Origin of the sequence: Kingella denitrificans ATCC 33394 (assembly GCF_000190695.1) — a bacterium.
Classification (GTDB): domain Bacteria; phylum Pseudomonadota; class Gammaproteobacteria; order Burkholderiales; family Neisseriaceae; genus Kingella_A; species Kingella_A denitrificans.
In genome coordinates this window covers 2,018,858-2,030,925 of sequence record NZ_GL870929.1, presented here as the reverse complement: position 1 = coordinate 2,030,925, position 12,068 = coordinate 2,018,858, and the positions used below count along the sequence as shown (strand labels likewise).

The 12,068-nt window shown below is 58.6% G+C and carries 8 protein-coding genes; 4 read left to right on the top strand and 4 right to left on the bottom strand.

All coding sequences use genetic code 11. The features are described from left to right. Positions 1-40: 40 nt before the first annotated feature. The gene (gene lpxK / locus HMPREF9098_RS10160) at positions 41-1,084 is read left to right on the top strand and encodes a tetraacyldisaccharide 4'-kinase (RefSeq protein ID WP_040564957.1); all 1,044 of its coding nucleotides are present in this window, start codon (positions 41-43) and stop codon (positions 1,082-1,084) included. A 390-nt stretch (positions 1,085-1,474) separates the two neighbouring features. Here lpxK and pyk read toward each other — a convergent pair whose 3' ends face one another. Then, positions 1,475-2,947, bottom strand: coding sequence for a pyruvate kinase (pyk, locus tag HMPREF9098_RS10155; protein WP_003784522.1), 1,473 nt, complete (start codon positions 2,945-2,947; stop codon positions 1,475-1,477). A gap of 381 nt (positions 2,948-3,328) precedes the next feature. On the opposite strand from pyk, the gene lnt reads away from it, so the two are divergent. Next, on the top strand, positions 3,329-4,894 hold the full coding sequence (gene lnt / locus HMPREF9098_RS10150) for an apolipoprotein N-acyltransferase (RefSeq protein WP_115324741.1): 1,566 nt from the start codon (positions 3,329-3,331) through the stop codon (positions 4,892-4,894). Between the two features lie 64 nt (positions 4,895-4,958). On the opposite strand, the gene HMPREF9098_RS10145 is transcribed toward lnt, so the two are convergent. The 3 genes from HMPREF9098_RS10145 to gshA all read right to left on the bottom strand — a co-directional run bounded on the left by HMPREF9098_RS10145 (position 4,959) and on the right by gshA (position 8,294). Then, on the bottom strand, positions 4,959-5,834 hold the full coding sequence (locus HMPREF9098_RS10145; protein WP_003784519.1) for a prephenate dehydrogenase: 876 nt from the start codon (positions 5,832-5,834) through the stop codon (positions 4,959-4,961). After that, positions 5,831-6,754, bottom strand: a complete 924-nt coding sequence (locus HMPREF9098_RS10140) for an SEL1-like repeat protein (RefSeq protein WP_003784518.1) — start codon at positions 6,752-6,754, stop codon at positions 5,831-5,833. Before HMPREF9098_RS10140 ends, HMPREF9098_RS10145 begins: the two co-directional genes overlap by 4 nt. A 193-nt stretch (positions 6,755-6,947) precedes the next feature. After that, complete coding sequence (gene gshA / locus HMPREF9098_RS10135; RefSeq protein WP_040564454.1) at positions 6,948-8,294, bottom strand: glutamate--cysteine ligase; 1,347 nt, start codon at positions 8,292-8,294, stop codon at positions 6,948-6,950. A 236-nt stretch (positions 8,295-8,530) separates the two neighbouring features. Between gshA and mltB the strand changes: the two genes are divergently transcribed. Together mltB and HMPREF9098_RS10125 are read left to right on the top strand one after the other, a co-directional pair. Beyond that, on the top strand, positions 8,531-9,628 hold the full coding sequence (mltB, locus tag HMPREF9098_RS10130; protein WP_003784516.1) for a lytic murein transglycosylase B: 1,098 nt from the start codon (positions 8,531-8,533) through the stop codon (positions 9,626-9,628). 242 nt (positions 9,629-9,870) lie between these two features. Then, a complete protein-coding gene (locus tag HMPREF9098_RS10125) occupies positions 9,871-12,030 on the top strand; it encodes a primosomal protein N' (protein WP_040564452.1) in 2,160 nt (719 codons plus the stop codon). Positions 12,031-12,068 lie beyond the last annotated feature (38 nt).

The window sequence follows — 12,068 nt, the reverse complement described above, 5'->3', positions numbered from 1 at the left end:
GTCCGCCCCGATACAAAAGCAGCCTGCACTCACTATGAAAATGAAATTCCACGCATTTTTAGAACGACATTGGCAGCAGCCCTCCGTATTGGGGCGTATTCTTTTGTCGCCGTTATCGCGCCTGTTTGCTTGTTTGGCGCGGCAGCGGCGCTTGTCATATCGCAAACATCCCGAGAAAATCCGCCGACTGCCCGTGCCCGTGGTCATTGTCGGCAATATTCATGTGGGCGGCACGGGCAAAACGCCGATTACGGGCGCGCTGGTGAATGCGTTGCAGCAACGCGGCGTGCGTGTCGGCATCATCAGCCGCGGCTACGGGCGGTCATCGCAGGCCGTCCACATCTTGCGCCCCGAAAGTTCGGCGGCGGTGGCGGGCGACGAGCCTTTGCTGCTGTACCGCCAAACGCACGCGCCGATGGCGGTGGGCGCCGACCGTTTTGCGGCAGGCTGCGCCTTGTTGCAGCAGTTTCCCGATATTCAGCTGATGGTGGCAGACGACGGTTTGCAGCATTACGCGCTGCACCGCGATTTGGAAATCGCCGTGTTTCCGGCGGTGCATATCGGCCGCGCGCTCGATGTATTGCCCAACGGCTGCCTACGCGAACCGCTTTCGCGTTTGCAGCAGGTGGATGCCGTAGTATTGAGCCAAAGCAGCCTGCACGATATCGACCGCGCCAAAGCGGCTTGGCAAAGCACGCTGCCCGTGTTCAGCAGCCGCAGCACGCCCTCGCTGCCCTATTGCCTGCGCCATCCGGAACGGACGCTGGCACCAGGCAGCCTGCACCCGAATGCCTCGTGCGCCGCTTTGGCCGGCATTGCCCGCCCCGAACGCTTTTTCCGTTCGCTGGCCGATTTGGGTTTCACGCTGCAACACACCGTTGCCCTGCCCGACCACGCACCTTTGTCCGCACAAGACTTGCCCGCCGCCGATTATGTGTTCGTTACCGAGAAAGACGCGGTGAAGCTGAATCCTGCCGATGTGCCGGATTCGGTGTATGTGCTGCCGCTGCAAACGCATATCGAGCCTGATTTGGCAGAATGGGTGTGCCGTGCGGTTTTCCACCACGCGGATTCTCCTGCATAAAAAGCAGCCTGCACTTCAAATATTCAAGGTGCAGGCTGCTTTTTTTGAGTTCGCAACAAATCCATCCCCTCTCCCGTGGGAGAGGGTTAGGGTGAGGGTTTCTTCGGGCGGCACGAATTTCTGTTCTGAACGGCGGCGGGTTTTGCCCTCTCGCACGGGGAAAGGGAGTGAGTGTGCGGTTGCCGGCACTTGAATATGGTGGGGGTGCAGGCTGCTTTTTCGGTGTGGCGGCAATCTGCGTCTCGGGCAGCTGCCTCGAGCGTGGGTATGGCGGCGCAACGCCATGAAACCGTGCGAATGCGGAAATTTATCGTATTGAAAAAACACATGAAAAAGCAGCCTGCACTTCGTTTTCCAAAGTGCAGGCTGCTTTTTTGCGGCCGATTCGGTTTATGCCGCCACCGTCATCACTTGCAGCGAATTCGTGCCGCCGCTTTCACGCATGTGCGTGCCGCTGGTGATGATGTATTGGTCGCCCACTTTTAGCACTTCGCGCTCCAGCAGCAAGGCTTCCACCTCGTCAAACGCTTTATCGTGCTCCACGCTGGTGGCCAATTTCAAAGGCCGCACGCCGCGGTACATGGCCATGCGACGTTGCGCCTGCTGGCTGGGCGTGAGCGCGTAAATCGGGATTTGGATGCCGTAACGGCTGACTTGGAACGCGGTGGTGCCGCTTTCGGTCAGCGCCACAATCGCTTTGGCATTGGTGTGCCGCGCGATATGCACCGCCGCGCTGGCAATGGCATGGTCGATACGGCGCGTTTCTTCCATCGTGTCCGACACGCCCACCAGCAAATCCTGCTCTTTTTCCGCCGCCGCGCAAATCAACGCCATTTGGCGCACGGTTTCAAACGGATATTTGCCCACCGCCGTTTCCGCCGAACACATGACCGCGTCCGTGCCATCCAGCACCGCGTTGGCCACATCGCTGACTTCGGCGCGCGTGGGCACGGGGTTTTCAATCATGCTTTCCATCATCTGCGTGGCAGTGATGCTGAAACGGCGCATTTCGCGGGCGCGGCGTATCATGCGTTTTTGCAGCGCGGGCACGGCGGCATTGCCCACTTCCACCGCTAAATCGCCGCGCGCCACCATAATGCCGTCGGATGCCTCAATAATGTCATCCAAATTCTCAATGGCTTCAATGCGTTCTATTTTCGCCACCAGGCCCGGCCTGATTTTCTGACATATTTTGTCACATTCCGCCGCTACGGCATCTCGGGCGATTTTCATGTCTTCCGCATTTTTCACAAAACTCACGGCCAGATAATCGCAGCCGATGCCGATGGCCGTTTTCAAATCGCGGAAATCTTTTTCGGTGAACGCGCCGGCCGACAATCCGCCGCCTTGTTTGTTGATGCCTTTGTTGCTTTTGAGTACGTGGCTGTTGTTCGCCACGGTGTGGATTTCGCTGCCTTCCACTTTTTGCACGGTCACGGTGAGCAGGCCGTCGTCCAACAGCAGCACGTCGCCGGCGCGGACATCGTTCGGCAATTCGCGGTAATCCAGCCCCACACGTTCGCGCGTGCCTTCGCCTTCCAGTGCGGCGTCAAACAGCAGGGCTTCGCCGGCATTGACTTGGATACTGCCGCCCGCCAGCTTGGAAACGCGGATTTTCGGGCCTTGCAAATCGGCCATAATCGCCACTTCGCGCCCTGCCTGCCGCGCGGCTTCGCGAACGATTTTGGCATTGTTTTCATGGAATTCGGGCGTGCCGTGGCTGAAATTGAAGCGCACCACGTTCAGTGCGCCAATCAAAATCATGTCGCGCAGCAAAGCCACATCGTTGCTGCCGGGGCCGAGTGTAGCCACGATTTTGGTGTTGTGGCGGATGCGGTTCAAATCGCGCTGTGTTGCTGTCATGTTGCTGTCCTTGCGGTCGTTAAAGTTTGGATAATGCTGCGAATTATAGCAAATTTGGGTACTGCGGGCGATGGCGGCGGGGTGCAGGCTGCTTGTTCGGTTTGCTCGCCAAAGCGCGGGGGCGGCGGCGCAACGCCATGCGAACCGTTATAGTGGATTAAAATTGCAACGATACGGCGTTGGCCCGCCTTGACGTACTACTTGTACGCCTTACGGCTCGCCGCCTTGTCTCATTTTTATTTTAATCCACTATAAAACACGGCTTTCGCCCTGCAAAAAGCAGCCTGCACCTTCCCGATTCCCTGTGCAGGCTGCTTTTTCCGCCCGAGCGCCTGTTTTCACTTTATAATGCAGCGTTTTGCCGCTTCTCTTTATTTGCTTATGTTTTCCCGTCTCCACGCCCGGCTGGAACGCCTGTGGCACATTCCGTTTTTTTACGCGCTGGCACTGGCTTTGATTGCCGCCGCCACGCCGCTGGCCTTCGCGCCTTATTACCATTTTTGGCTGATGCCGCTTTTGTTCGGCGCGCTGATTCGGCTGGCGGAACTGAAACCGAAGCACATGGTGCTGTCGGCCTATTTGTTCTGGCTGGTGGCCTACAGCAGCCAGTTTTGGTGGATTCACACGGCCATGCACGATGTGTCGGGTTTGGACAATGTGTTTGCCGTGCCGCTCACGTTCCTAATGCCGGCGGTGTTGGCGCTGTATCCCGCACTGGCGTTTGCCTTGTGGCGTAGGTTCAGCGGTTCGCGCACGCTGCGTGTGGGCGTGGTGCTGCCGATGTTGTGGACGCTGGCGGAATTTGCGCGCGAGCAACTGGTGCCGGGCTTCGGTTTCGGCTGGGGGGCGCTGGGCTATTCGCAAATCGCGGAACACAGCCCGCTGGCGGGTTTTGCGCCGATTGCCGGCATTCACGCGGTCACCTGGGCCACGGCGGCTTTGGCGGCCTGGCTGGTGCTTTTGGTGGACACGGAAGGCTGGAAAGAACGGGCGAAAGCAGCCTGCATCATTGCCCTGATGGTGGGTGCAGGCTGCTTTTTGCGCACGCAGGAATTCACGCAAAACACGGGCAGGCCGGTTTCCGTGGCCGCGGTGCAGGGCAATATTGAGCAGCAGCTGAAATTTGACGAATCGCGCTACCTCCCGACCTATCAGCTCTATTACGACCTCGTCAAACAAACGCACGCGCAAATCGTGGTGCTGCCCGAAACCGCATTCCCGCAATTTTTGCAGAATATCGAGCCTGAAATCCTGACGCAGTTTGCCCAAGCGGCGGAGCGCAACGGTAGCGAACTGGCGGTGGGCGTGCCCGCGTTCACGGAAGACGGCCGCAATTACCTGAACGCCGTTGTCACGCTGCCCAACACGCAAAAGCAGCCTGCACAGCAAATGTATGCCAAAAACCATTTGGTGCCTTTCGGCGAATACAAACCGCTGCCCATCATCACCAACCCGTTGTACCGGCTCATGAATATGCCGCTGGCCGATTTCCAGCGCGGCGGCGCGAACCAAGCCCCGCTGAACATGGCGGGCGAAAAAGTCGCCTTCAATATCTGCTATGAAGACGGCTTCGGCGACGATTTGATTGCCCCCGCCAAACAGTCCACCCTGCTCGCCAACAGCAGCAATATGGCGTGGTTCGCCGGCTCGAACGCCATGTGGCAGCAGTTGCAGCAGTCGCAGGCGCGTGCGCTGGAAATGGGGCGCTACATGATTCGCGCCACCAACCGCGGCGCCACCGCCATCGTCTCGCCGCAGGGCAACATCGTTTCCATTGCTCCGACCGATGTGGCGGGCGTGCTGGAAGGCACGGTGCAGGGGCGCACGGGCGAAACGCCGTATATGCGGCTGGGCGGCTCGTATCCGCTGGCCGGGCTGCTGGTGATATTGTTGCTGGCGCTTATCGGCTGGAAAACGCGCCGCAAACCGCATGCCGCCCAAGCATAAACGCAAAAAAAGCAGCCTGCACTCGCCAAAATTCAAGTGCAGGCTGCTTTTTGCATGCCCATGCCTATTTCTGCTTTTTCTCCCAATCCGCACGCAGCCCGCTCGCCTGCGCCAGATAATCGCCCAACCGCTGCGCGTCTTCCTGCTGCAAAAAATGCCGCAGCCTGTCCAACTGCGCCTGTTGCGCGTCAATCATCGCCAAAAGGCTGTCCCGATTCGCCAGCAGAATATCCTGCCACATTTTCGGATGGCTGCCGGCAATGCGCGTGAAATCGCGAAAACCGCTGCCAGCAAAATCCAAATAACGCGCGCCCTGCGGGTGGTCGAGCATTTGGTGGACGTAACTGAACGCCAGCAAATGCGGAAAATGCGACACGGCGGCAAAAATCGCGTCGTGCTCGGCCGCGTCCATCGTATGGATTTCCGCGCCCACACTGCGCCACACGTTTTCCACCAAGTGCAGGCTGCCTGCATCTTGCCTCTCGTGCGGGCAGACAATCAGTTTTTTGCCTTGATACAGGCCGAACTGTGCTGCCAGCGCGCCGCTCCTGTCCGAACCGGCAATGGGATGGGCGGCAACGCAGCGCGGAAAATGCTGCGGCAGATATTGCGCAAAAGCCGCCAAGGCAGACTGCTTGGTGCTGCCCACATCGCTCACCACCGTGTGCGGCGGCAAATGCGGCAAAAGCAGCCTGCACAATGACGGCAGGGTGGCCACGGGCGTTGCCAAAACCACCAAATCGGCTTGGGCGATATTGTCGGCGGTGATTTCGGTGTGCGCTTCGTCAATCACGCGCCGTTCCAAGGCACGCGCCAGATTGTCGGCATTGATGTCGATGCCCACCACCGTGCCCACTTGCCGCCGACGTTTCAAATCCAGCATCAGCGAGCCGCCAATCAGCCCCACGCCAATCAGTACGATTTTTCCCAGCGCGTTCATGGCAGCGGCGGCGTGGGCGGTGTCGAAAAGAACGATTTCATCAATACGGTAAACAAAAATGCGACAACCAATGCGACCGCGCCGTATATCAACGGTTTACGCCACACTTGGTCTTCGCCTTCCTCTTCATATTGCGGCAGGCGGATATTGTCCGGCAGCACCAGAATATCAGGGTCGTCCACCGAATGCAGCATGGATTGGACTTGAGTCAGCTGGCTGGTCAGATAAGCCTCCATGGTTTGCAGGCGTTTGGGCACGGGTGCCGCCGACAACAGCCCCAATGCCGTCAGGCCGCGGATGCGTTGCGCGGCGATGGGGCTGCCCTGCTGCACGGCGGTTTCCAGCCATTGTTTGGCAATGTGTTTCACGGCGGCGGGCTGCTGCATATAGTGTTCGCAGGCAGCCTGCACCTGTTGTTCGTCATATTCGGGATACTGCGCCTGAAACGAAGTGCAGGCTGCTTTCATTTCGTCGCCCAGCATTTCGCCCGCCGCCAAAGGTGCCGCCGCCAGCATTTCGCCCAACCAGCGCGAAGCGCGTTCGTCGCCGCGCACCGACAGCTGCTTCACCAACTGCGCCGCTTTTTGCGGCTGCTGCGCCATGCCTAAACCTCGCGCCAGACAGTAGGTCCAATACAGCAGCGCCGTATAATTGCCCTGCTTGGCCTGCTGTTGCACAAATGCCACGATTTGCTGCGCTTTTTGCTCGTCCACACCGTGTTTGTCCAACAACGCCTGATGCACGTTCGGCAGCGGCTGGCTGTTGTCGTGCGGCAGCGCCCACTCGTTCAACACCGCCGAAAAGTCCGCCAAACGCAGCTGTGCATAGCCTTGCGTGCGTTCGGAATGGGTAATCGTTTTGTTGTCCGTCATCTGGCGGACACAGTCTTGGATGTGTGCTTCGGTCGGTGCGTTACTCATGATAAAAAACCATTTTGAAACAATTAGAAAAAGACGTTTGGCCGTGCCCAAACAGGGATTGCTTTTGATAAAATTTAGAGAATATTATTCATTTCAATCTATCGCATTATGCCATAAATCCCGTCGGCCAACCTTTGAAAACCCCGTCTTCGGCACATTCTTTCCTATTCGGCCAAATTCGGGGTTTCAAAAATTATGCAGCGTTCTCCAATTCCAACGCCGCCGCCAAAAGCGACAGCCGCGCCATCACGCCGTACACATACAGGCGGTTGCTCGGGCAATCGGGTTTTTCCAGATTCGGACGCGCCATGCCCAGCTCTTCCCATTGCTCGAACACGCGCTTGCAGTTTTGCTCGGTTTCCTCGTCGTTGGCGCTGCCGGCTGAAGGAATGCTTTGGTTCAGCGGCACAAACACCATGCCGCCCGCATTCAGGTTTTCGTCGTTCGCACGGCCTTCGTGCACGCGGAAAAAGCCGCCGATGACAAACCTGTCCATCATATACACCACCGGCTCGGACACTGCGCCATTCAGCGTTTCGTAAGTGTAAATCCCTTCCTGGACAATCACTTCGCTCACTTCCAAGCCTTCTTTGACTTTCGCCATTTTATTGCGGTTTTTGCGGTTCAGGCTGCGCACTTCATCAGCCGATTTCACACTCATCACGCCCATGCCGTAAGTGCCCGCGTCGGCCTTCACAATCACAAACGGTTTGTCTTTAATGCCTTTTTCGTCATATTTGGCCTGGATTTTCGCCAACACGCGCTCCACCGCCGCCGCCAAAGCGTCCTCACCTTCGCGTTCCTGAAAATTCAAACCGCCGATTTGCTCGAAATACGGGTTGATTTGCCATTCGTCAATGCCCAAAAGTTGCGCGAATTCGGCAGCCACTTGGTTGTATGCGGCAAAATGGTGCGTTTTGCGGCGCGTTGTCCAACCGGCGTGCAGCGGCGGCAGCACGGTTTGGGCAATGTTTTGCAAGATTTCGGGAACGCCACCCGACAAATCGTTGTTCAGCAGCACAAAGCAGGGCGAAAAACCGTCTGCCAAATGCACGCGGTCGCGGGTGCGCTGCAACGGCTCAATCAGCAATGTGTTGCCCAATGCGGTGGTAAATTCGGTGGCTTCCGTCAATTCGGGATTGAACGAGCCGATGCGGACTTCAAAGCCTGCGTTGCGCAAAATCTCCGCCAGCGCATAGACATTTTGCAGATAAAACGTGTTGCGCGTGTGGTTTTCGGGAATCAGCAGCACGGATTTGGCGAACTCGCAGGCGCGTTCCACTGCGTCTTGCGCGGCAATGGTGGCCAGCGGGATGAAGTTCGGGTTCAGGTTGTTGAAGCCGCCGGGAAAGAGGTTCATGTCGATGCTGGCCATTTTGTAGCCTGCGTTGCGGATATCGACCGAGCCGTAAAACGGCGGGGTGTGCTGCTTCCACTGGTGGCGGAACCAGGCTTCGATTTTGCTGTGTTGTTGCAGGATAACGGCTTCGAATTCGTTGAGGTAGTGTGCATATTCAGGAGAAATTTCGGGCAGCTGCATGAGTGGACTCCGTTTTGATGATTCATTTGAGATGCGTATTATAACGAATTCGATTTGCTTCCGATACACGAACGGCACGCCGGCTTTGTGCAGGCTGCTTTTGAACGCAAAAATCAGGCGGCAAAACAGGATAAAAACCTTAACCGCACAGCAGCTTAACGTTTCCGCGCCTGACGGGCAATGCAAAACTGTGTTAAACTGCATCACGATATTGTTTTATTTTTCAAGGATAAACCATGAATATGCGCTATGTCTCCCTGTCGATTCTGACGCTGCTGATGGCGTGTTCGCAGCAGCTCACGCCCACCGGCCGCCCTGCCGATATGGACGACCCGATTCTGACCGTGTGGCAGCAGCAACGGCAGCCGAACGCCGCGCCGCCGTTTTTCAACCAGCCTGCACCGTCTGTCGCGCAAACGGGCTATTTGGCCAATCCGAATGTGCAGACGTTTATCCGTTACCAACACCAAACCAACGGTTTGGATATGCAGTATTTGCAGGATTTCTTTTCGCGCGTGGGTTACCGCGGCAACATTATCCCGATCATGAACCGCCCCGGCACCAGCCGCCCGTGGTATGAATTCCGCACGGGCAATGCCGGCAGCCAGAAAATCAGCGGCGGTCGCCGTTTTTATCAGACGCACCGCGCCGTCATCGACCAAGCCGCCGCGCGTTACGGCGTGCCTGCACCGCTGATTGTCGCCATTTTGGGCATTGAAACCAATTACGGCGCGAACAAGGGCAACATCCCCGTGGCGGAATCGCTGGCCACGCTGGCGTTCGATTACCCGCGCCGCGGCGAGCTGTTCCAAAAAGAATTGGGCGAATTTTTGCGCCTGGCACAGGAAGAAAAACGCGACCCGATGGGCTTTGTCGGCAGCTTTGCCGGCGCGATGGGGCTGCCGCAGTTCATGCCGTCCAGCTTCCGCAAATGGGCGGTGGATTTCGACGGCGACGGACGGCGCGACATTTGGAACAACATTCCCGACACCGCCGCTTCGGTGGCCAATTATATGAAACAGCACGGCTGGCAGACGGGCGGCAAGATGCTCGTCCCTGCACAGGTGGCCGAATCGCCCAAAATTCAGGCGCTGGTGGACGAAAAGACCGCGCTGAACTACACCGTGGGGCAGCTGCGCCAATGGGGCGTCACGCCTGCAGAACCGGTGGCCGACATCGAGAAAGCCTTCCTGTTCCGTTTGGAAACCGCACCGGGGCAGTTTGAATATTATTTGGGCCTGCACAATTTTTATGTGGTGTGGCAATACAATCACAGCCGCATGTACGTAACCGCCGTGCAGCAAATCGCGCGCGGTATCGGCGGCAATTTCTAATCCGTGCCGCCGACAGGTTGCCCGAATCAAAAGCAGCCTGCACATCCCTTATCCCTGCCTTTGAGCAGCCGCCTTTGCGTCCCACAAAGTGCAGGCTGCTTTTATAGTGGATTAAAATAAAAATGAGACAAGGCGGCGAGCCGCAAGGCGTACAAGTAGTACGTCAAGGCGAGCCAACGACGTATCATTGCAATTTTAATCCACTATACAATACAGAAAGCAGCCTGCACCCCAGCGTCATCATGATTTACCACCACATCGCCCTCAACTCCCCCCTGCCGCCGCTCACCTACACCCACGACACCGCCCTGCCCCCCGGCAGCCGCGTGCTGGTTTCGCTGCGCGGGCAGAAACAGGTCGGCATTGTATGGGCAACCGGCGTACAGCCCGATATTGCGCCCGACAAAATCCTGCCCATCGAAGCCGTGCTGGACGAAGGCCTGCTGCCCGATGCCTGGCGCGAACTGGTGGGCTTTGCCGCGCGTTATTACCATTATCCTGTCGGGCAAACCGCCTTCACCGCGCTGCCCTCCGCGCTGAAAGAGCACAAATCCGCCGCGCTGCCTGCGCCGCCCATTGTGTACGCGCTGTCCGAAGAAGGCAAAAAGCAGCCTGCACCGCCGGCACGGCACACCAAGCAGGCCGCCTTCTGGCAGGCATTGCAACACGGCGGCGCCGACATGGCCGCCTTGAAACACATCCACGCGCAGGCTGCCACGCTGCTGCAAAAATACACCGAACACGGCTGGATTGCCCAACACGAAAAGCAGCCTGCACCCATCCCCCCGTCCTCCCACACGCTGAATGACGAACAACGCCGCGCCGCCGATACTATCGCCCAATCCTTGGGGCGGTTCGGCGTATTCCTGTTGCACGGCATCACCGGCAGCGGCAAAACCGAAGTGTATTTCGACGTGATGGCCAAAGTGCTGGCCGAAGGGCGGCAAGTGCTGTTTCTGCTGCCCGAAATCAACTTAACGCCGCAACTGTTGCACCGCATCGCCCAACGCTTTCCCAACGTCCCCACCGCCGTCCTGCACAGCCAGACCGCCGCCGCACAGCGCAGCCAAGACTACCTGCGCGCCCTGCTCGGACACGCCAAGCTGATTGTCGGCACGCGGCTGTCGGTGTTCACGCCCATGGCCGATTTGGGGCTGCTGATTGTGGACGAAGAACACGACGACTCATTCAAGCAAGACAGCGATTTGCGTTACAACGCCCGCAACCTGGCCGTGTGGCGCGCCAAACAAAGCGGCTGCCCCATCGTGCTGGGCAGCGCCACGCCGAGCCTGGAAAGCTGGCACAAAGCCAAAACCGGCGTATATACCCTGCTTTCGCTGCCGCACCGCGCCAATCCCGCCGCCAAACTGCCCGAAATCACCCTGCTCGACACCGGCCGCCTGCCGCTGGAAAACGGCTTTTCGCCGCAAGCCCTGTCGCTGCTGAAAGACAACCTGCAACGCGGCGGCATGTCGTTGGTGTATCTGAACCGCCGCGGATTCGCCCCCGCCCTGTTTTGCGGCGACTGCGGCCACACGTTCGGCTGCCCGCACTGCTCCGCCAAAATGGTGCTGCACCAGCGCGCCCGCCAACTGCGCTGCCACCATTGCGATTTCCGCCAGCCCATCCCGCACGCATGCAGCGAATGCGGCAATCAGGATTTGACCGCCGTCGGACAAGGCACGCAGCGGGCGGAAGAAACCCTGCGCAGCCTGCTGCCGCAAGCACGCATTGCCCGCGTGGACAGAGACAGCACCGGCCGAAAAAACGACTGGGCGGATTTGTATGCGCAAATCGACAACCGCCAAATCGATATCCTGGTCGGCACGCAAATGCTCGCCAAAGGGCACGATTTCGCACGGCTGAACCTGGTGGTGGTGCTGAATGCCGACGGCGCGCTGTTCAGCAGTGATTTCCGCGCGCCCGAACACCTGTTTGCCGAACTGATGCAGGTGGCAGGCCGTGCAGGCCGTGCCGAACATGCAGGCCGCGTGTTGATTCAGACGCGCCTGCCCGACAATCCAGTGTTCGCCGCCGTGAAAGCGCAGGATTACGCCCTCTTTGCCAACCACGAATCGGCACAGCGCGAACTGCTGAACCTGCCGCCGTTCGGTTTTCAGGCCGCCGTCCGCGCCGATGCGCCCCAACTGTCGGAAGCCACCGAATGGCTCAACCGCCTGCGCGATACCGTGGCGGCGCACCTGCCCGAACACGTTTACCAATTCGGCGCCGTGCCGATGGCGATGGCGCGGCTGGCGGCACGCGAACGGGCGCAGGTGTTCGTGGAAAGCACCGACCGCAACGCCCTGCACCAAGCCCTGCACCTGTGGGCGCATTACGCACAGCAAACCCGCAACCACCGCATCCGTTGGCATATCGATGTGGACTGCGTGGACATGTGAGCCTGCCCCATCCCAAAAGCAGCCTGCACCTTCCGTAC

Excerpts from the sequence above, each read along its gene's own strand:
- lpxK (WP_040564957.1), top strand. The coding sequence starts at position 41 with ATGAAATTCCACGCATTTTTAGAACGACATTGGCAGCAGCCCTCCGTA.
- pyk (WP_003784522.1), bottom strand. The coding sequence starts at position 2,947 with ATGACAGCAACACAGCGCGATTTGAACCGCATCCGCCACAACACCAAA.
- lnt (WP_115324741.1), top strand. The coding sequence starts at position 3,329 with ATGTTTTCCCGTCTCCACGCCCGGCTGGAACGCCTGTGGCACATTCCG.
- HMPREF9098_RS10145 (WP_003784519.1), bottom strand. The coding sequence starts at position 5,834 with ATGAACGCGCTGGGAAAAATCGTACTGATTGGCGTGGGGCTGATTGGC.
- HMPREF9098_RS10140 (WP_003784518.1), bottom strand. The coding sequence starts at position 6,754 with ATGAGTAACGCACCGACCGAAGCACACATCCAAGACTGTGTCCGCCAG.
- gshA (WP_040564454.1), bottom strand. The coding sequence starts at position 8,294 with ATGCAGCTGCCCGAAATTTCTCCTGAATATGCACACTACCTCAACGAA.
- mltB (WP_003784516.1), top strand. The coding sequence starts at position 8,531 with ATGAATATGCGCTATGTCTCCCTGTCGATTCTGACGCTGCTGATGGCG.
- HMPREF9098_RS10125 (WP_040564452.1), top strand. The coding sequence starts at position 9,871 with ATGATTTACCACCACATCGCCCTCAACTCCCCCCTGCCGCCGCTCACC.